9 protein-coding genes are annotated in these 18,493 nt (G+C 74.8%); 3 read left to right on the top strand and 6 right to left on the bottom strand.

The genetic code is table 11. The features are described from left to right. Positions 1–173 precede the first annotated feature (173 nt). Positions 174–434 carry a mycoredoxin gene (locus ABT403_RS29285; protein ID WP_344164720.1) on the top strand — a complete coding sequence of 87 codons (261 nt, stop codon included), beginning with the start codon at positions 174–176 and terminating at the stop codon, positions 432–434. Between the two features lie 68 nt (positions 435–502). Here the strand turns inward: ABT403_RS29285 and nudC are convergent, their stop codons facing one another. The 5 genes from nudC to ABT403_RS29260 form a co-directional block, all read right to left on the bottom strand. Further along, positions 503–1,450, bottom strand: a complete 948-nt coding sequence (nudC, locus tag ABT403_RS29280; protein ID WP_344164717.1) for an NAD(+) diphosphatase — start codon at positions 1,448–1,450, stop codon at positions 503–505. A 50-nt stretch (positions 1,451–1,500) separates the two neighbouring features. Then, on the bottom strand, positions 1,501–2,928 hold the full coding sequence (locus ABT403_RS29275) for a dipeptidase (protein ID WP_344164714.1): 1,428 nt from the start codon (positions 2,926–2,928) through the stop codon (positions 1,501–1,503). 10 nt (positions 2,929–2,938) lie between these two features. Continuing rightward, positions 2,939–6,550, bottom strand: coding sequence for a UvrD-helicase domain-containing protein (locus tag ABT403_RS29270; RefSeq protein WP_344164711.1), 3,612 nt, complete (start codon positions 6,548–6,550; stop codon positions 2,939–2,941). Positions 6,551–6,593: 43 nt separating this feature from the next. Continuing rightward, positions 6,594–10,283, bottom strand: a complete 3,690-nt coding sequence (locus ABT403_RS29265; protein WP_344165861.1) for an ATP-dependent helicase — start codon at positions 10,281–10,283, stop codon at positions 6,594–6,596. Between the two features lie 207 nt (positions 10,284–10,490). Then, complete coding sequence (locus tag ABT403_RS29260) at positions 10,491–10,838, bottom strand: MGMT family protein (RefSeq protein ID WP_344164708.1); 348 nt, start codon at positions 10,836–10,838, stop codon at positions 10,491–10,493. A gap of 119 nt (positions 10,839–10,957) precedes the next feature. Here ABT403_RS29260 and ABT403_RS29255 point away from each other — a divergent pair, with 119 nt between their 5' ends. Then, positions 10,958–13,753, top strand: a complete 2,796-nt coding sequence (locus tag ABT403_RS29255; protein ID WP_344164705.1) for a lysylphosphatidylglycerol synthase transmembrane domain-containing protein — start codon at positions 10,958–10,960, stop codon at positions 13,751–13,753. Positions 13,754–13,871: 118 nt separating this feature from the next. Here ABT403_RS29255 and ABT403_RS29250 read toward each other — a convergent pair whose 3' ends face one another. Further along, the gene (locus tag ABT403_RS29250; protein ID WP_344164702.1) at positions 13,872–14,600 is read right to left on the bottom strand and encodes a YwiC-like family protein; all 729 of its coding nucleotides are present in this window, start codon (positions 14,598–14,600) and stop codon (positions 13,872–13,874) included. A gap of 227 nt (positions 14,601–14,827) precedes the next feature. Between ABT403_RS29250 and ABT403_RS29245 the strand changes: the two genes are divergently transcribed. Further along, entirely contained in the window at positions 14,828–18,490 is a 3,663-nt protein-coding gene (locus ABT403_RS29245; RefSeq protein WP_344164699.1) for a nitrate reductase subunit alpha, read from the top strand. Positions 18,491–18,493 lie beyond the last annotated feature (3 nt).

Genomic DNA, 18,493 nt, shown 5'->3' with positions numbered 1-18,493 from the left:
GCGGACGGGAAATCCGTCCACAGGCCCGGTCGGGTTGTCGGATGGGTCATACCGGCCGGGGGCCGGGAATGGCCCGGGGACGGCGTACGTTCGAGTACTCGGACCGGGCGGGCTCCGGTCCCCCGGGCCTCACAGACCAGGCCTCACAGACCAGACCTCACAGAGGAGCGAGCATGCAGGACACGGGCACGGTCACGATGTACAGCACCACCTGGTGCGGCTACTGCCGCCGGCTGAAGACGCAGCTGGACCGGGAGGGCATCGCGTACAACGAGATCAACATCGAGCTCGACCCGGCGTCCGCCCAGTTCGTGGAGCAGGCCAACGGCGGCAACCAGACCGTCCCGACCGTCCTCGTGAAGTCCGCCGCCGGCAACGAGTCCGTGATGACGAACCCGAGCCTCGCGCAGGTCAAGCAGGCCCTCGCCGTCTGATCCTCCGGGCACGGAGCACATGTGGAAGGCCCCCGCCGAGGCGGGGGCCTTCCCATGTATGACGAAGCTCACGCCGTCGGCGCGGGCTTCGGCAGGGGCCGCCCGTACCAGAGCTCGACGAGCCGGGCGGCGATCGAGATCCCGGACGGCGGGACGACCGCACCGGACTCGAAGGCCTCGGCCAGCTCCTCGCGGGAGAACCAGCGGGCCTCCTGGATCTCCTCGCCGTCGACGGTGATCTCGGAGCTGACGGCGCGGGCGTTGAAGCCCAGCATCAGGCTGTACGGGAAGGGCCAGGGCTGGCTGGCGACGTACTCGACCTCGCCGACCCGCACGCCCGCCTCCTCCCACACCTCGCGGACCACGGCCGCCTCTATCGACTCGCCCGGCTCCACGAAACCGGCCAGCGTGGAGAAGCGGCCCTCCGGCCAGTGCACCTGGCGGCCCAGCAGCGCGCGGTCCTGTTCGTCGGTGACCAGCATGATCACCGCGGGGTCGGTGCGCGGGTAGTGCTCGGCGCCGCAGCCGGGGCAGCGGCGGATGTGCCCGGCGGCCGCGACGACCGTGCGCTCGCCACAGCGGGAGCAGAAGCGGTGCATGCGCTGCCAGTTCTCCAGCGCCACCGCGTGCACCATCAGCCCAGCGTCGCGCGGGGACAGCAGCAGCCCGGCCTCGCGCAGCCCGGCGGGGCGGGCCGACTGGTCCATGCGGCCCGGCAGGGAGTCCTTCTGGAGCGCGAAGTACCGTACGCCGTCCTCGTCGGTGCCCAGGAAGTACCGGTGGGTCTCGGTGGCCGGGGCCTCGAAGGCCGGGGTCATCACGATGCCGGTGCCGCCGTCGGGGGTGTCGTCGATCAGCACCTGGCCGCCGGAGACGACGAAGACGCGGGTCGTCGGGTGGCTCCAGGCGGCGGCGAGCCAGGCCTCGTCGAGGCGGTGGTGCGCGGCGCGGTCGATGTCGCTCGGCGCGGTGAGCGACAGTGGGCGCTCGGTGTGCGTGCTCACAGGTACTTCCAACTCCCCCGGTGGATGGGACAAGGCAGGCGTACGGACGTGGGTGCGGGCGGTCAGGCCGTGGTGGCGGCCGCCGCGGGCGTGGGCGGGGCCCAGTTCTCGGCGAGGTCGCCCCACAGGTGGGCGGCGGTCTCGACGCCCTTGAGGAGCAGATCCAGCTCGACCTTCTCGTTCGGCGAGTGCCAGCCGTCGGACGGGACGGAGATGCCGAGGAACAGCACGGGGGCGTCCAGGACGTCCTGGAGGTCGGCCGCCGGGCCGGAGCCGCCCTCGCGGGTGAAGCGGACCTGCTGCCCGAAGGCGCGGCCCATGGCCCGCACGACGGACTGGAGCGCCGGGTGGTCCAGCGGGGTCAGGCAGGGGCGGGTGGGCGCGCCGAAGGTGATGGAGTGCCGGATCCCGGCCGGGACGCGGGCCGCGACCCAGTCGCGTACGGCGGCCTCGACCTCGTACGGGTCCTGCCCCGAGACCAGCCGGAACGACAGCTTCAGGTGGGCGGAGGCGGGCACGATGGTCTTGCCGCCGGGGCCCTGGTAGCCGCCGCCGATGCCGTTGACCTCGGCGGTCGGGCGGGCCCAGACGCGCTCGAGGGTGGAGTAGCCGGCCTCGCCGGAGGCGGCGTGGGACTTGGCCGTGCGCAGCCACTCGGCCTCGTCGAAGGGCAGCTCGGAGATCAGCCGGCGTTCGGCGTCGGTGAGCTCGGTGATGTTGTCGTAGAAGCCGGGGATGGTGACCCGTTCGTCCTCGTCGTGCAGGGCCGCGACGAGGCGGGCGGCGACGGTGGCCGGGTTGGGCACGGCCCCGCCGAAGGCGCCCGAGTGGATGTCCTGGTCGGGGCCGTGGAAGTCGATCTCGCAGTCGGCGACGCCGCGCATGCCGGTGCAGACGGTGGGGGTGGTCTCGGACCACATGCCGGTGTCGGAGACGATCACGACGTCGGCGGCGAGCTCGGCGGCGCGGGCCTCGACGAGCGCGCGGAAGTTCGGGGAGCCGGACTCCTCCTCGCCCTCGATGAGGAGCTTGAGGTGTACAGCGGGGGCCTCGGCGCCGGTGGCGGCGAGGTGGGCGCGGACGCCCAGGGTGTGGAAGAAGACCTGCCCCTTGTCGTCGGCGGCGCCGCGCCCGTACATCCGGCCGTCCTTGACGACGGGCTCGAAGGGCTCGGTGTGCCAGCCGTCGGCGAGGGCCGCGGGCTGGACGTCGTGGTGGCCGTAGACGAGGACGGTGGGCGCCGACGGGTCGGCGGCGGGCCAGTGGGCGAAGACGGCGGGGGCGCCGGCCGTCTCCCAGATCGCGGTGACCGGGAAGCCGGTCTCCTTGAGCTTCCCGGCGAGCCATTCGGCGCTGCGGCGTACGTCGCCCGCGTGCTCGGGCTGGGCCGACACGGACGGGATGCGCAGCCACTCGGCGAGGTCGTCGAGGAAGGCCGTGCGGTGGGTGTCGATGTACGTGCGGACGACGTTGTCCGGGGTTTCGCTCATGGCCACGAGCCTAGCCGTCCGCCCGGGGGGCACCGTCCGTGCCCGTTTTGCCTTGGAGGATCCACTCAAGGCGCTCGCGTCCGGGCAGGTCGCGGGGGCGGATGACGCGGCCGCTGCGGACGTGGAGGAAGGCGGCGGCGACCCGGTCGAGGGGGGTGCCGGTGGCCTCCGCCCAGGCGAGCCGGTAGACGGCGAGCTGGAGGGGGTCGGCCTGGGTGGTGCGGCCGGTCTTCCAGTCGACGACCTCGTAGGAGCCGTCGGAGTCGCGGTAGACGGCGTCGATCCGGCCGCGGATGACCCGGCCGGCGAGGGTGATCTGGACGGGGGCCTCCATCCGGTACGGGGTGCGCTCGGCGTACTCGCTGCGCTCGAAGGCGGCCTTGAGGGCTTCGAGGTCGGCGGCGTCGGCGATCTCCTGGTCGGTCCCGGGGAGGTCGGCGGCGGGGTCGAGGACGTCGAGGTGGGGCAGGGGCAGGGCGTCGAAGCGGGACTCGACCCAGGCGTGGAAGCGGGTGCCCTGGCGGGCGGCGGGCTGCGGGGGCTTGGGCATGGGGCGGGCGAGGTCGCGGACGAACGCCTCCTCGTCGGCGGCGAGGCGCAGCAGCTGGCTCGCGGAGAGGGCGCCGGGCAGCTCGACGTCGCGCACGGCGGCGCGGGCGCGCAGCAGCTCGCCCTCCAGGGCGTCGAGGTCCCGGTCCCAGGAGGCGATGGTCCGGGCCTCTTCGGGGGTGAGGGGGTCCCCGCCGGACCGGATACCGGCCCCGGCGGCGGGCAGCACGGCTTCACCGGCCCACAGATCGTCGGCCGGGCGCGGGGCGGCCAGGGCTCCGCCGGCCCGGTCGGCCGGGGCTTCGCCCCACGGGTCGGCGGGCACGGCTTCACCGGCCCACAGGCCGTCGGCCGGGCGGGTCTGGGCGGGCAGGGGTTCGCCGGACCACAGGTCGTCGGCCGGGCGGGGGGCGGGCACAACCCCGCCGGACCAGGGGTCGTCGGGGTGCGGTTCGTCCTCGTAGGACGGGTCCTCGCAGTCCGGGGGCCAGAGGAAGGGGTCGTCGGACGGGGCCGGGGGGCGGGGTAGCGCCCGGTCCCGGTCCGGGGCGGCCGGTCCGGCCAGGGTCGAGAGGTGGGCTTCGACCAGGGCCGCCGCCTCGCGGCGGAGGGCGAGGGACGTGGGGTCCAGGGGCAGGGGCCAGGAGTGGTCCGGGGCGGTGCCGGAGGCGAGGGCCGGGTTCTCGGCGTCGGGGGCCGGTTCGTCCGCCCAGGACTCGATCTCGCCGTAGCCGGCCGCGCAGTGGTCGTGGAGGGCCGTCAGGAACGCGGACGGACCCCGGCGGCGCTTCTGCGTGGGGCCCCACCAGTGGCCCGAGGCGAGGAGGAGGGAGCGGGGGCGGGTGAAGGTCACGTAGCCGAGGCGGAGCTCCTCCGTCTCCTTGTGGGACTTCAGGGCCGCCTTGAAGGACTTCAGGCCGGCCGAGGTCCACGCGGGGTCGGCGGGGAGGGTCGCCGCGTCGCCGCGCAGGGCGTACGGGAGCACCTTCGGGTACGAGGTCCAGGCCTCGGGGGCCTTCTCCTTCGGGAAGGAGCCCGCGCACAGGTCGGGGACGACCACCACGTCCCACTCCAGGCCCTTGGACTTGTGGGCGGTCAGGACCTTGACCGTGTTCTCCCCGCCGGGCAGGGCGTGGTCCAGGCCCTTCTCGTACTGGGCGGCCGTGCGCAGGAAGCCCAGGAAGGCCAGCAGGGTGGCCTCGCCGTCCAGCGCGGCGAAGCCGGCCGCGACGTCCAGGAAGCCGGACAGGGTCTCGCGGCGGCGGGCCGAGAGGGCGTGCGGGGAGGCGGAGAGCTCCACGTCCAGGCCGGTGGTGGACAGGACCCGGTGCAGGACGTCCATCAGCGGGTCGGACAGGGAGCGGCGCAGGTCGCGGAGCTCCTGGGCGAGGTGCGCGAAGCGGACCCGGGCGGCCGCGGAGAACGGGAGGCCGGGGGCGGACGAGCCGTCCAGGAAGGTTTCCAGGGCGTCGGCCAGGGAGACCACCTCGGCCGGGTCGACGCCCTCGACCGCGGCCGCGAGCCTCCCGTCGGGCCCGTCGGCGGCGCCGGGGCGGGCGACCAGCTGCCGGGCGAGGCGCCCCAGCAGGGCCAGGTCGCGGGCGCCGATCCGCCAGCGCGGGCCGATCAGGAGCCGGACCAGGGCGGCGTTGGCGCCGGGGTCCTGGAGCACCTCGCAGACCGAGACCAGGTCGGCGACCTCGGGGAGGTGCAGGAGGCCCGAGAGGCCCACGACCTCCACGGGCACGTCCCGGGCGACCAGGACCGCCTGGATGCTCGCGAAGTCGGCGGCCGAGCGGCACAGGACGGCGATGTCGCCCGGTTCCCGGCCCGTGCGCACCAGGTGCGCCACCGAGTCGCCGAGCCACTCCAGCTCTTCGGCGTGGGTGGGCAGCAGGGCGCAGCGGACCAGGCCGTCGCGCTCGGCGCCCGGGGCGGGGCGCAGGGCCTCGACGCCCTCGTGCAGGGCGCGCAGCGGGGCGGCGAGGCCGTTGGCGAGGTCCAGCAGGCGGCCGCCGCTGCGCCGGTTCTCGCTGAGGGAGAGACGGGTCGCGGGGCTGCCGTCGGCGTGCGGGAAGTGCTCGGGGAAGTCGTCGAGGTTGGCGACGGAGGCGCCGCGCCAGCCGTAGATGGCCTGGCAGGGGTCGCCGACGGCGGTCACGGCGTGCCCGGTGCCGCCTCCGAAGAGGCCGGACAGCAGGAGCCGCTGGGCGACGGAGGTGTCCTGGTACTCGTCGAGGAGGACGACGCGGAACTCCTCGCGCAGCAGGGAGCCGACCTCCGGTCGGGTGGTGGCCAGCCGGGCGGAGAGGGCTATCTGGTCGCCGAAGTCGAACAGGTCGCGGGAGCGCTTGGCCGCGCGGTAGCGGACGACGAGCTCCAGCAGCTCCAGGCGGCCGCGGACCGCCTCGGGGGCCTTGCGCAGGTCCTCGTTGGTCAGCTTGGTGCCGGCGAGGACGTCGAGCAGCGCGGTGTCGTACGCGCGCAGCTCCTCCGGCTCGACCAGGTGCTCGGAGAGTTCCCCGTCGAGCGCGAGGAGGTCGCTGACCAGGTCGGGGACGGACTTGGTGAGGGCGGGGTAGGGGCCGGGGGCCTCGCGGAGCACCTTCGCGGCGAGCTGGAAGCGGGTGGCGTCGGCGAGGAGGCGGGCGCTGGGTTCCAGGCCGATGCGCAGGCCGTGGTCCTTGAGGAGCTGGCCGGCGAAGGCGTGGTACGTGGAGATGCGGGGCTCGCCGCCGGCCGCGCCGGGGTCGGCGGGGGAAGGGTCCGGGTCGGTGACGCCGGCCCGCTCCAGGGCTTTGCGTACGCGTTCGGCGAGTTCACCGGCGGCCTTGTTGGTGAAGGTGAGGCCGAGGACCTGTTCGGGGGCGACGGCGCCGGTGCCGACGAGCCAGACGACGCGGGCGGCCATCACGGTCGTCTTGCCGGAGCCGGCGCCGGCGACGATGACCTGGGGGGCGGGCGGGGCGGTGACGCAGGCCAGCTGTTCGGGCGTGAAGGGGATCCCGAGGAGCTCCTTGAGCTGCTCGGGATCGTCGAGGACGGGGGCGCGCCCAGACGCGTACGCGGTCACCTCAAAAGGCTAGCCGCCCGCGCCGACACTCCCGGCCGCCGTCTCATTCCACGGTCTGGCGGCCCTCGGGGAGGGCGCTGCAGGAGCTGCGGAAGGAGCAGCGCTTGCAGTGTTCACCGGTGGCGGGTGCGAAGCGTTCGTCCAGGACCCGGCCGGCGGCGGTGGCCAGCAGGTCGCCGACCCACTCGCCCGAGCTGCCCGCCGGCAGCGCCTCCTGCGCCTGGATCTTGGGGACCTCGTCGCCGCCGTCGCGCTTCGCCGCGCCCTGGCGGAGCTGGACGAGCTCGGCGCCGCCGGGTTCGGGGCGCCGGCCGTCGAAGACGTCGTCGACGGCTCCCTCGCGGACGGCGAGCTGGTAGACGGCGAGCTGGGGGTGGCGGGCGACCTCGTCGCGGGTGGGGGCGCCCTTGCCGGTCTTGAAGTCGACGACGTACGCGCGGCCCTGCGGGTCGGCCTCGACGCGGTCCATGGAGCCGCGGACGCGGACGGCGTACTCGCCGGCGTCGAGGGTGACGTCGAAGTCGTGCTCGGTGGCGACGGCGGTGCGGCCGCCGCGGTCGGTGGTGTGCCAGCGCAGGAAGCGTTCCAGGGCGGCGCGGGCGTTGTCCTTCTCCTGGCGGGACTTCCAGGGGGCGTCGAAGGCGAGGGCGTCCCAGACGGAGTCGAGGCGCTCCATGAGGACGGCGAGGTCGGCGGGGGTGCGGCCGGAGGCGACCTCGTCGGCGAGGACGTGGACGACGTTGCCGAAGCCCTGGGCGGCGGTGGAGGGGGCGTCGGCCTTGACCTCGCGGCCCAGGAACCACTGGAGGGAGCAGGTGTTGGCGAGCTGGTCCAGGGCGCTGCCGGAGAGGGTGACGGGCCGGTCGCGGTCGCGGAGCGGGACGGCGGAGGCGGTGGGCTCGTACAGGCCCCACCAGCGCTGCGGGTGCGCGGCGGGGACCAGGGGGCGGTCCTCGTCGTCGGTGAGCGCGGCGAGCCGGGCCAGGCGCCGGGCGGCGGCGTCGCGCAGGGCGGGCGAGGCGTCGGGGTCGACGGTGGTGGCGCGGAGCTCGGCGACGAGCGCGGGGACGGCGAGGGGGCGGCGGGGGCGGCCGGTGACGTCCTTGGGGGTGACGCCGAGTTCGGTGAGGAAGCGGGAGGGCTGGTCGCCGTCCTCGGCGGGGGCCTTGACGGCGGTGACGACGAGACGGTGACGGGCGCGGGTGGCGGCGACGTAGAACAGCCGGCGCTCCTCGGCGAGGAGGGCGCCTGGGGTGAGGGGCTCGGCGAGGCCGTCGCGGCCGATGCGGTCGGCCTCCAGCAGGGAGCCGCGGCGGCGCAGGTCGGGCCAGATCCCCTCCTGGACGCCGGCGACGACGACGAGTCCCCACTCCAGGCCCTTGGAGCGGTGGGCGGTCATCAGGCGGACCGCGTCGGAGCCGACGGTCCTGCCGGTGAGGGTGTCGGCGGCGATGTCCTCGGCTTCGAGCTGCTCCAGGAAGTTGAGGGCGCCGCGGCCGCCGGTGCGTTCCTCGGCGCGGGCGGCGTTGTCGAAGAGGGCACAGACGGCGTCGAGGTCGCGGTCGGCGTTGCGGCCGGCGGGGCCGCCGCGGCGGGCCCGGCGTTCGAGGCGCTGCGGCCAGGGGGTGCCGTCCCAGAGGGTCCAGAGGGCCTCTTCGGCGGTGCCGCCGCCCTGGAGGAGCTCGCGGGCCTTGCGCAGGAGCAGGCCGAGGCGCTGCGCGCCGCGGGCGTAGGCGGGGTCGTGCGCGGTGAGGCGTTCGGGCTCGGCGAGGGCGCGGGCCAGCAGGACGTCGGAGGGCGCGGGTACGGCGACCCCGGCGGCCCGCTCCTCGTCGCGCAGGGCCCGCCCGAGGCGGCGCAGGTCGGCGGCGTCCATGCCGCCGAGCGGCGAGGTGAGCAGCTCGACGGCGGCCTCGACCCCCACCCACCCTTCGCCTCCGGCGGTCGCGGAAGTGGGGGCGGCCTCGGGGTGGTCCTGCCCGCCCGTCCCGGAGTCGCGAGCGGGCTCGCGCACGTCGGCGGCGCCTGCGGCGCCGGGGGCGGTTTCTGCGCCCGGGACGGGCAGTCCGGCCCCGGCGGGCCCGGACACGGCCGGGTCCGGGACGGCGGAGACCGACCCGTCGCCGCCCTCGGCAGCCGGGGCGACGATCGCCACGGCGGCCGCTCCGGGCTCAGCCGCGACGGCGGCCGGGACGGCGGCCGTCGCGGCAGCGGCCGGCGCGGTGTCGGTCTCGGACAGCGCGGGCTCAGCCGCCGACGGCGCGGGGGCGGTCGCGGCGGTGGGGGCGGCTTCGCCGGGGGCGGCGCCGGGGGCGGCCTCCGACCCGGAGAGGGCCGGCCCGGTGGTGGCCGGGGCGGGCTCAGCCGCCGGCGGCGCGGGGGCGGTCGGGAGGGTGGCGGCTTCGGCTGTGGTGCGGAGGGCCGTCAGGAGGGGGGCTATCGCCGGTTCGTGGCGCAGGGCCGTCGCCGTGGCGTCCGTCTCCGCCGGGACGCCCGCCGCGATCAGGGCGCGGCGCATCGCCGGGAGGGTGCGGCCGCCCGAGCGGACCAGGACGGCCATGTCCCGCCAGGGGACGCCGTCCTCCAGGTGGGCCCGGCGCAGCAGGTCGGCGATGTTGTCCAGTTCGGCGCCGGCGGTGGGGTACGTGTACACCTCGACCCGGCCGCCGTCCCGCGCGGGGGCGAGGTCGCGGTGGGCCCGTACGGCGGCGGCCGGCAGACGCGGGACGGGCATGCGGGTGGTCAGCAGGCGGGTGGCGGCCAGGAGGTTCGCACCGGAGCGGCGGCCCGTGGTGAGGGCGCGGACCCGCGCGCCGGGGAAGGAGGTCTCGAAGTCGAGGGTGTTGTTGATGTCGGCGCCCCGGAAGGCGTAGATCGACTGGTCCGGGTCGCCGAAGGCGACGAGCGTGCCCGCCGGGCCGTTCAGCGCGCGCAGCAGCCGCAGCTGGGAGGCGTCCGTGTCCTGGTACTCGTCCACGTAGATCACGTCGTAGGAGGAGGACAGGGACGGGGTCTCCTCGGCGAGGAGGACGGCGCGGTGGACGAGCTCGGCGTAGTCCAGGGAGCCCTGGAGGTCCAGGACGTCGAGGTACTCGGAGAGGAAGGCGGCCGCCGCCTTCCAGTCGGGGCGGCCGATGCGGTCGGCGAAGGCGGCGAGGGCGCGCGGGCCCAGGCCCAGCTCGCGGGCGCGGGCCAGGACGGCGCGCACCTCGTCGGCGAAGCCGCGCGTGGTCAGCGCGGCCCGCAGGTCCTCGGGCCAGCGGATGGAGCGCAGCCGGCGCTGGCCCTCCAGCAGGGTGCGGACCATCACGTCCTGCTCGGGTCCGGACAGCAGGCGCAGCGGGTCCGCGAAGAGTTCGTGGTCCTGGTGGGCGCGGACCAGGCCGTAGCAGAAGGAGTGGAAGGTGGTGGCCTGCGGGGCGCGGGCGCCGCCGAGCCGCAGGGCGGCGCGGTCGCGCAGTTCGACGGCGGCCTTGCGGCTGAAGGTGAGGATCAGGATGCGGGCGGGGTCCGTCCCGGCCTCGACGCGGGCGGCGGCCGCCTCGACGAGGGTGGTGGTCTTGCCGGTGCCGGGGCCGGCGAGGACGAGCAGGGGTCCGCCGGTGTGATCAACCACCGCCCGCTGGGCCGCGTCCAGAACAGGGGGGGCCACCTGCCGCGGGCCGGTGCGCACCAGGCGGTACGCGTCGGGCGTACGCGTACGCCGCTCCGTGCGGCCGGGAGGAGAGGTGATCACGTGGGGTGCCGGTCCTGGTGGGTCTGCGGGTGCTGTCAGCGGGACGGCGGGCGCGGGCGCCGCAGCCGAAGAGGCAACGCTACGGCAACCGGCGGGGCCGCCGCAGTCCCTCCCGGCGGGACCGGGCGTCGCCCCGGGGAGCCCGCGGGCCGTCCCCCGTACGGGCCTCCGGGTGCCCGTCCGGATTCCGGATGGCCGAAGCTGTCAGATGTGACCCTCGTCGCCTCCGGCGTCCTCCCCGCGCCCGTCCCAGCGTGCCCGCCGCATCGCCAGCCGCGGCTCGCCGGAGGGGGTCTCGCGCAGCGGGGTGCCCTCGGCGCGGTAGTGCTCCAGGGCGCGCCGCTCGTGGCCGGGCAGGGGTACGCCGTCCGCGCGCACCACCCGCCACCAGGGCACGGCTCCCCCGTACAGGGCCATGACGCGCCCGACTTGGCGGGGTCCGCCCTCGCCGAGCCACTCGGCGACGTCCCCGTACGTCATCACCCGGCCGGGCGGAATCCGCTCGGCCACCTCCAGTACCCGCTCCGCGTACGCGGGCAGTTCTCCGCTCATTCGGCCCATGGTGCCGGATGCCGCGGGCCCCTCGCCGGAAGCTTCGGTTCCATACCGGCGCGCACCCTGATGCCCCGCGGGGGCGCCCGTCCGTGCCACCATCTTCCGGGCGGTGACTGGTGATACGTGATCAAGAAGAGACGGAAGTGACGGCGAAGGAGCGGGGTGTGAGCCCTCCGGACGGCGCGGGAGCGGGCGAGGGTGCCCGCCCGCACGACGACGCGCCCGACGGGGATGCCACACGCCCCGGGGAGCCCGCCGCGGACGCCGGCGGGGACGCGCACGCGCGGCCCCGCCCGCACGACCCGCACCCCGACGACCCGCCCGGCCACACCCCGACGGCGGCGGACACCGTGGAGGTGGACGAGCCGCTGCTCGCCGCCCGCGTGCACCGCCCCTCCGACCTCGTACGCCTCCTCGTCGGCATCCTCGGCATCGCCGTCGTGCTCGGCATCGCCGCCTTCGCGCACGGTACGACGGTGGGCCTGGAGGCCGACATCAGCAAGGGCACCGGCCAGGCGCCCGACGTGCTGATCAAGGTCGCGGGGCTGGTGTCGAGCATCGCCGTGCTCCTGGTCCCCGTCGCCTTCGCCATCGAGCGGCTGATCAAACGCGACGGGCTGCGCATCGCCGACGGCGTCCTCGCCGCCGTCCTCGCGCACGGGGTGACCCTCGCCACCGACCTGTGGGTCTCCCAGGGCGCCGCCGACACCATCCAGGAGGCGCTGACCCGCGCCGCCGGCGACGGGGCCCTCACCGACCCGGTGCACGGGTACCTCGCGCCCGTGATCGCGTACATGACCGCCGTCGGGATGACGCGGCGGCCGCGCTGGCGGGTCGCGCTGTGGGTGGTGCTGCTGCTGGACGCCTTCGCGATGCTGGTCGGCGGGTACACCACGCCCTTCTCGATCATCCTGACCGTGCTGATCGGCTGGAGCGTCGCGTACGGGACCCTGTACGCGGTCGGCTCGCCGAACGTCCGCCCCACCGGGCAGCACCTCCTCGCCGGACTGCGCCGGGTCGGCTTCCAGCCGGTCAGCGCGATGCGCGCGGAGGCCCCCGACGGGGACACCGCCGAGACCGGCGACCGGGGCCGGCGCTACCACGTCACGCTGGAGGACGGCCCGCCGCTGGACGTCACCGTCGTGGACCGCGAGCAGCAGGCGCAGGGGTTCTTCTACCGGGTCTGGCGGCGGCTGACCCTGCGCGGGATCACCACCCGGCGCAGCATCCAGTCGCTGCGCCAGGCCCTGGAGCAGGAGGCCCTGCTCGCGTACGCGGCGATCGCGGCCGGGGCGAACGCCCCGAAGCTGATCGCCACCTCCGAGCTGGGCCCGGACGCCGTGATGCTCGTCTACGAGCACCTGGGCGGGCGCACCCTCGACGCCCTCCCCGACGAGGAGATCACCGACGAGCTGAGCCGCAACGCGTGGGAGCAGGTACGGGCCCTCCAGTCGCGCCGGATCGCGCACCGCCGGCTCACCGGGGACGCGTTGGTGGTGGATCGTTCCGGCAAGGTCGTCCTCACGGACCTGCGGGGCGGCGAGATCGCGGCCGGTGACCTCGTGCTGCGGATGGACGTCGCGCAGCTGCTGACCACCCTCGGCCTGCGGGTCGGCGCGGAGCGGTCGGTGGCCTCGGCGGTGTCGGTGCTGGGGCCGGACACGGTCGCGGACTGCCTGCCGCTGCTCCAGCCGATCGCGCTGAGCCGCTCCACCCGGGCCACGCTGCGCCGGCTGGCCCGGGAGCGGGCCGACCGGCAGCGGGAGGCCGTACTGGAGTCCTCGCGGGCGGCGAAGGCGGCCCGGGAGGCGGCTTCCGGGACGGGCGTGGCCTCGGGGACCTCGGCGGCGGCGGAGCGCAAGGCGGAGAAGAAGGCGCTGGACGACGCGCTGGAGGGGGCCCGGGAGGAGGACCTGCTCAGCCAGATCCGCAAGCAGGTGCTGCTGATCCGCCCCCAGGCCCCGGTGGAGCCGGCCCGGCTGGAGCGGATCCGGCCGCGGACGCTGGTGTCGTTCATCGCGGGCGCCTTCGGCGCGTACTTCCTGCTCACGCAGCTGGCCCACGTGGACTTCGCGACGATCGTCGGCGAGGCGCAGTGGGGCTGGGTGGGGGCCGCGCTGGCCTTCTCGGCGCTCACGTACGTGGCGGCGGCGATGAGCCTGCTGGGCTTCGTGCCCGAGCGGGTGTCCTTCCTGCGGACGGTGATCGCGCAGGTGGCGGGCTCCTTCGTGAAGCTGGTCGCCCCGGCGGCGGTCGGCGGGGTCGCGCTGAACACGCGGTTCCTCCAGCGGGCGGGGGTGCGGCCGGGGCTGGCGGTGGCGAGCGTGGGTGCCTCGCAGCTGTTCGGGCTGGCCAGCCACATCCTGCTGCTGCTGTCGTTCGGCTATCTGACGGGGACCGAGAAGACCCCGGAGATGACCCCGTCGAGGACGGTCATCGCGGGTCTGCTGACGGTGGCGGTGCTGGTGCTGGTGGTCACGGCGGTGCCGTTCCTGCGGAAGTTCGTGGTGACGCGGGTGCGGGCGCTGTTCGCCGGTGTGGTGCCGCGCATGCTGGACGTGCTCCAGCGGCCGCAGAAGCTGCTGACGGGCATCGGCGGGATGCTGCTGCTGACGGGCTGCTTCGTGATGTGCCTGGACGCCTCGATCCGCGCCTTCGGGGGCGGGGCGGCGCTGAGCTACGCGAGCATCGCGGTGGTCTTCCTCGCGGGCAACGCCCTGGGCTCGGCGGCGCCGACGCCCGGCGGCATCGGTGCGGTGGAGACGACGCTGACGCTGGGTCTGATCGCGGCCGGGCTGGAGAAGGAGGTCGCCATCTCCGCGGTGCTGCTGTTCCGGTTGATGACGTTCTGGCTGCCGGTGCTGCCGGGCTGGATCTCGTTCAATTACCTGACGCGCAAGGAAGCCATTTAGCTCCGCGGGTTTTCCGGGTCCGGGCGCTGCGCGCCCGGTGCGCTCAAACGCCGCGCGGGCTGGAATGTCGCTGCGCCGAAATCCAGCCCCGCCCGGGGGCCCCGCGCGGCGGCCCCGCTCAGAAGGTCAGCAGCAGGGTCGTCAGCAGGGCCGCCGAGAGGGCCAGTTCCAGTGCGCCGACCTTCGCGGGGCGCAGCCCGCGGCCCGGGAGGAGGACCGCTCGGGCCAGGCAGGCCGCGAAGACCGGGACCAGCCAGGGCGAGAGGAAAGCCGCCAGCGCCAGCGCCACCGCGTGGTAGGCCACCGACCCCCGCCGGTACGCCGCCGACCTCCGCTCCCGGATCATCGTCTTCACGTACGGCACCGTCCCCGCGAAGTACAGCAGGCAGGCCGCCCCCGCCCGCCAGGACCCGCCGGGGCCCAGGCCCCCCAGCCACGCCGCGACCGGCAGCATCCCGCAGGCCGGGACCACCGCCGCCAGGCCGTTGACCAGGGCGCGCTCCCGGCCCCGCCACGCGTACCGGGTGTTGACCGCCACGAACGGCAGGGCGGCCGCGGCCGCGAGCAGGAGCCAGGGGTGGACGTACGCCAGGGGCAGGCCGAACGCCCCCGCCGCCGCACCGCACACCACCGCCGGGACCCCGTGCCGCCGCGCCGACCGCAGGCCGCGCGCGTGCAGCCGGAGCCACTGCTGGCCGTGGAAGGCCGCCGCGTACCCCGCCAGCCAGGCCGCGAACAGCGCCGCGTGCGCCCACCCCGGGTGCGGGGAGAGGAACGTCCCCGCCAGGAAGGGCACCGCCAGCATGGCCCACGCCCCGTGCTGGTCGGGTATCCAGCGGTAGGTCATGTCCGTCGCCTTTCCCGAAAGTGGAATTCCGGCGCGTAATTCAGCGGCGCCGGCACGCAGTTGGGGTCACTCCAGCTTCGCACCCACTCGGCCCCCGAAAGACCGGAAAGAGGTCACGGGCAATGGGGACCTTTGTCACCGGGTTCCGCTTTCCGCCGGGCGTAGCGTCGGATACGGGCCGGAAATCGACCCTCCCCATCCCCCTGTTTTCCGCCCTGGAGGTCGTCTTGGACGCGCGTCAGGAGAGTCCCTTCCGTTCCCTCGCCGTCGAGGGTGCCCGGCGCGCCGGTGGTTTCTTCACCGACACCGAGGTCTCCGAGGACCTCCGCACCGTCCACCGCACGGGCGGGCGGGCCGCCGAGGCCTTCTACCGGGACCGGTGGAGCCACGACAAGGTCGTGTACTCGACGCACGGCGTGAACTGCACCGGTTCGTGCCGCTGGAAGGTCTTCGTCAAGGACGGGATCATCACCTGGGAGACCCAGGCCACCGACTACCCCTCCGTGGGCCCGGACCGCCCCGAGTACGAGCCCCGCGGCTGCCCGCGCGGTGCCTCGTTCTCCTGGTACTCGTACTCGCCGACCCGCGTGCGCTACCCGTACGTGCGCGGGACGCTGCTGGAGATGTACCGGGAGGCGAAGGCCCGGCTGAAGGACCCCGTGCTGGCCTGGGCCGACGTCCAGGCCGATCCGGAGCGCCGCCGCCGCTACCAGAAGGCCCGCGGCAAGGGCGGGCTGGTGCGGGCCACCTGGGAGGAGGCGACCGAGCTGGTCGCCGCCGCGCACGTGCACACCATCAAGGAGCACGGCCCGGACCGGGTCGCCGGCTTCTCCCCCATCCCCGCGATGTCGATGGCCTCGCACGCCGCCGGCGCCCGCTTCCACTCCCTCATCGGCGCGCCGATGCTCAGCTTCTACGACTGGTACGCCGACCTGCCCGTGGCCTCCCCGCAGGTGTTCGGCGACCAGACCGACGTACCCGAGTCCGGTGACTGGTGGGACGCCGCGTACCTGATGATGTGGGGCTCGAACGTCCCCGTCACCCGCACCCCCGACGCACACTGGATGGCGGAGGCGCGCTACCGCGGGCAGAAGGTCGTGGCCGTCTCCCCGGACTACGCCGACAACACCAAGTTCGCCGACGAATGGATGCACCCCCACCCCGGGACGGACGGCGCGCTGGCCCTCGCGATGGGGCACGTCATCCTCAAGGAGTTCTTCGTCGAGGAGCAGACCCCCTTCTTCACCGATTACGTCCGCGCGTACACCGACCTCCCCTTCCTGGTGTCCCTGCGCGAAACGGCGGAGGGCCTGGTTCCGGGGAAGTTCGTCACCGCCGCCGACCTGGGCGTGGAGACCGAGAACGCGCGCTGGAAGACGGTCCTCGTCGACGACGTGACCGGTGAGCCGGTCGTGCCGAACGGGACCCTCGGCCACCGCTGGGGCGAGAACGAGAAGCCGGAGTGGAACCTCGACCTCGGCGACACCGTGCCCCGCCTCACGCTCCTGGACGAGGGTGAGGCCGCCGAGGTCGTGCTGCCCCGGTTCGAGGACGACGAGCGCGGCGGGACCGTCCGCCGCGGGGTGCCCGTGCGCCGCCTCGGCGACCGGCTCGTCACCACCGTCTTCGACCTGATGCTGGCCCAGTACGGGGTCCCGCGCGCGGGCCTGCCCGGCACCTGGCCGGCCGGGTACGAGGACGCGTCCCAGCCCGGCACCCCCGGCTGGCAGGAGTCGCTGACCTCCGTGCCCGCCGCCCAGGCGGTGCGCGTGGCACGGGAGTTCGCGCGGACCGCCGAGCAGTCGCAGGGCCGCTGCATGATCCTGATGGGCGCCGGCACCAACCACTGGTTCCACTCCGAGACCATCTACCGCGCCTTCCTCGCCCTGCTCACCCTCACCGGCTGCCAGGGCCGCAACGGCGGCGGCTGGGGCCACTACGTCGGACAGGAGAAGTGCCGGCCGGTGACCGGCTGGGCCACCCTCGCCGCCGCCTCCGACTGGTCGCGCCCGCCGCGCCAGATGATCGGCGCCGCCTGGTTCTACCTGCACACCGGCCAGTGGCGGTACGACACCCTGCCCGCCGGGGCGCTGGCCTCCCCGCTCGGCACCGGCGCCTTCGAGGGCATGAGCGGGGCGGACTGCCTGGCCGCGAGCGCCCGGATGGGCTGGATGCCGTCCTACCCGACCTTCGACCGCAACCCCCTCGACCTGGGCGAGGGGGAGGACCCGGTGGGCGAGGCCGTCCGCGCGCTGAAGGACGGCACGCTCGGCTTCGCCGGCGAGGACCCGGACGCCCCGCGCAACTGGCCGCGCGTGCTGAACGTCTGGCGGGCCAACCTGCTGGGCTCCAGCTCCAAGGGCAACGAGTACTTCCTCAAGCACCTCCTCGGCACCCACTCCAACCTCCCCGAGGACGGCCCCCGCTGCACCCCGAGGGACGTCGCCTACCGGGAGGAGGACGTGGAGGGCAAGCTCGACCTGCTGACCACCATGGACTTCCGGATGACGTCCACGACCCTGCTGTCGGACGTGGTGTTCCCCGCGGCCACCTGGTACGAGAAGCACGACCTGTCCTCCACGGACATGCACCCCTTCCTGCACGCCTTCACCCCGGCCGTGGACCCGCCCTGGCAGGCCCGCTCCGACTACGACGCCTTCCGGGGCCTGGCCGAGCGCTTCGGGGAGCTGGCCCGCACCCACCTGGGGGTGCGCCGGGACCTGGTGGCCACCGCCCTCCAGCACGACACCCCGGGCGGTGAGATGGCCCAGCCGGGCGGGGTGGCGCTGGACTGGTCGAAGGGCGAGTGCGAGCCCGTACCCGGCCGGACCATGTACGGCCTGACGGTCGTCGAGCGGGACTACGGGGCGGTGGGCGAGAAGTTCACCGCGCTGGGCCCGCTCGTGGACACCCTCGGGGTGACGACCAAGGCCATCACCTTCGACGTCGCGGAGGAGGTCGCCCACCTCGGCGCGAAGAACGGCACCGTCCGCGCGGGCGCCGCCGCCGGCCGGCCCCGCCTGGAGACCGCCCGGCAGGCCTGCGAGGCGATCCTCTCCCTCTCCGGCACCAGCAACGGCCGCCTGGCCGTCCAGGGCTTCGAGACCCTGGAGAAGAAGGTGGGCACGCACATGGCCCACCTGGCCGCCGAGGCCGAGGGCAAGCGGATCTCCTTCGCCGACACCCAGGCCCGCCCCGTCCCGGTGATCACCTCGCCGGAGTGGTCGGGCTCGGAGTCCGGCGGCCGCCGCTACACCGCCTTCACCGTCAACACCGAGCACCTCAAGCCCTGGCACACCCTCACCGGCCGCCAGCACTTCTTCCTCGACCACGACTGGCTGCACGAGGTCGGCGAGTCCCTCCCGGTCTACAAGCCGCCGCTGGACATGCACCGGCTGTACGGGGAACCCCGGATCGGGCCGGTGGACGAGAAGACCGTCGCCGTCCGCTACCTCACCCCGCACAACAAGTGGGCCATCCACAGCCAGTACCAGGACAACCTGTACATGATGACGCTGGGGCGCGGCGGCCAGACGGTGTGGATGTCCCCGCAGGACGCCGAGGCGATCGGCGTCCGCGACAACGACTGGATCGAGGCCGTCAACCGCAACGGCGTGGTCACCGCCCGCGCGATCGTCTCCCACAAGATGCCGCCCGGCACGGTCTACATGAACCACGCGCAGGAGCGCACGGTCGGCGTCCCGAAGACCGAGAAGACGGGCCGCCGCGGCGGCATCCACAACTCGCTGACCCGGGTGATGCTCAAGCCCACCCACCTCATCGGCGGCTACGCCCAGCTGACCTGGGCCTTCAACTACCTCGGCCCGACCGGCAACCAGCGCGACGAGGTGACGGTCATCCGCCGCCGCGACCAGAAGGTGGAGTACTAGACA

This window comes from Streptomyces sp. NPDC000075, from assembly GCF_040301925.1.
Classification (GTDB): domain Bacteria; phylum Actinomycetota; class Actinomycetes; order Streptomycetales; family Streptomycetaceae; genus Streptomyces; species Streptomyces polychromogenes.
This window is presented reverse-complemented; position numbering and strand designations above follow the sequence as displayed.

Excerpts from the sequence above, each read along its gene's own strand:
- ABT403_RS29250 (WP_344164702.1), bottom strand. The coding sequence starts at position 14,600 with ATGACCTACCGCTGGATACCCGACCAGCACGGGGCGTGGGCCATGCTG.
- ABT403_RS29275 (WP_344164714.1), bottom strand. The coding sequence starts at position 2,928 with ATGAGCGAAACCCCGGACAACGTCGTCCGCACGTACATCGACACCCAC.
- ABT403_RS29260 (WP_344164708.1), bottom strand. The coding sequence starts at position 10,838 with ATGAGCGGAGAACTGCCCGCGTACGCGGAGCGGGTACTGGAGGTGGCC.
- ABT403_RS29285 (WP_344164720.1), top strand. The coding sequence starts at position 174 with ATGCAGGACACGGGCACGGTCACGATGTACAGCACCACCTGGTGCGGC.